The organism is Caenibacillus caldisaponilyticus (assembly GCF_002003465.1).
Taxonomy (GTDB): Bacteria; Bacillota; Bacilli; order Bacillales; family Sporolactobacillaceae; genus Caenibacillus; species Caenibacillus caldisaponilyticus.
In genome coordinates this window covers 1-822 of the sequence record NZ_BDDQ01000174.1, presented here as the reverse complement: position 1 = coordinate 822, position 822 = coordinate 1, and the positions used below count along the sequence as shown (strand labels likewise).

General features: G+C 44.8%; 1 protein-coding gene. It reads left to right on the top strand.

Going from position 1 to position 822, the window contains the following annotated elements:
* On the top strand, positions 1–660 hold a 660-nt coding region (locus CCB157_RS17110; protein ID WP_143287147.1), incomplete at its 5' end, for an IS256 family transposase.
* Between the last annotated feature and the right edge of the window lie 162 nt (positions 661–822).

The following is an 822-nucleotide window of genomic DNA, read 5'->3' as shown; positions in this document are numbered from 1 at the left end:
GTTATTTATGTGGTATTGGGGGTGAACGAAGAAGGGTATCGTGAAATTCTTGATTTCTTCGTAGGAGGACAAGAAAGCGCCTATGTATGGCAGGAGATTCTCCAACAGCTCTACCAAAGAGGCGTCAAGGAAGTGCTTCTTGGCGTCTTCGATGGCCTTCCGGGGCTGGAGGAAGCCTTTAAGGCGGTGTATCCGAAAGCCGATGTGCAGCGCTGTGTCGTGCACAAAGTCCGCAACACCCTCAGCCGTGTTCGGAAAAAAGATCAATTCGAAATGGCGGAGGACCTGAAACTCATTTATCGTTCTCCGAATAAAGAAATCGCATTGGAGATGTTTCAACAGTTTCAATCCAAATGGTCTCACAAATACCCAAGGGAAGTCCAATCGTGGGCCAATGAGTTGGATGTTCTTCTCACCTTTATGGACTATCCAAGCAGTATTCGAAGTGTGATTTACACGACCAATGCCATCGAACGAACGATCAAGGAGATTCGGAAACGTCTAAAGCCGATGAACAGTTTGAGCAGTTTAGAAGCCGCTGAAAAAGTCGTATATTTGACCGTTCAAGATTTTAACGAGAAATGGGCAGAACGAAAGTTGCGAGGATTTGCCGAAGCGCAGGAAGCCCTCGAGCGAATGTTTGAAGAACGTTATCATTAACCAAATAATGTAAATAGATGAGATGAGGGGATTCTCCCTTTCCACACAAGAGACTGAATATTCAGTCTCTTGTGTGAAGGAAACCGGTTCCCTATCCATTCCAAATCCATTTCAGAGATACCCTATCTATCTTACATTACACAAAATTCTTGACGGTACCAA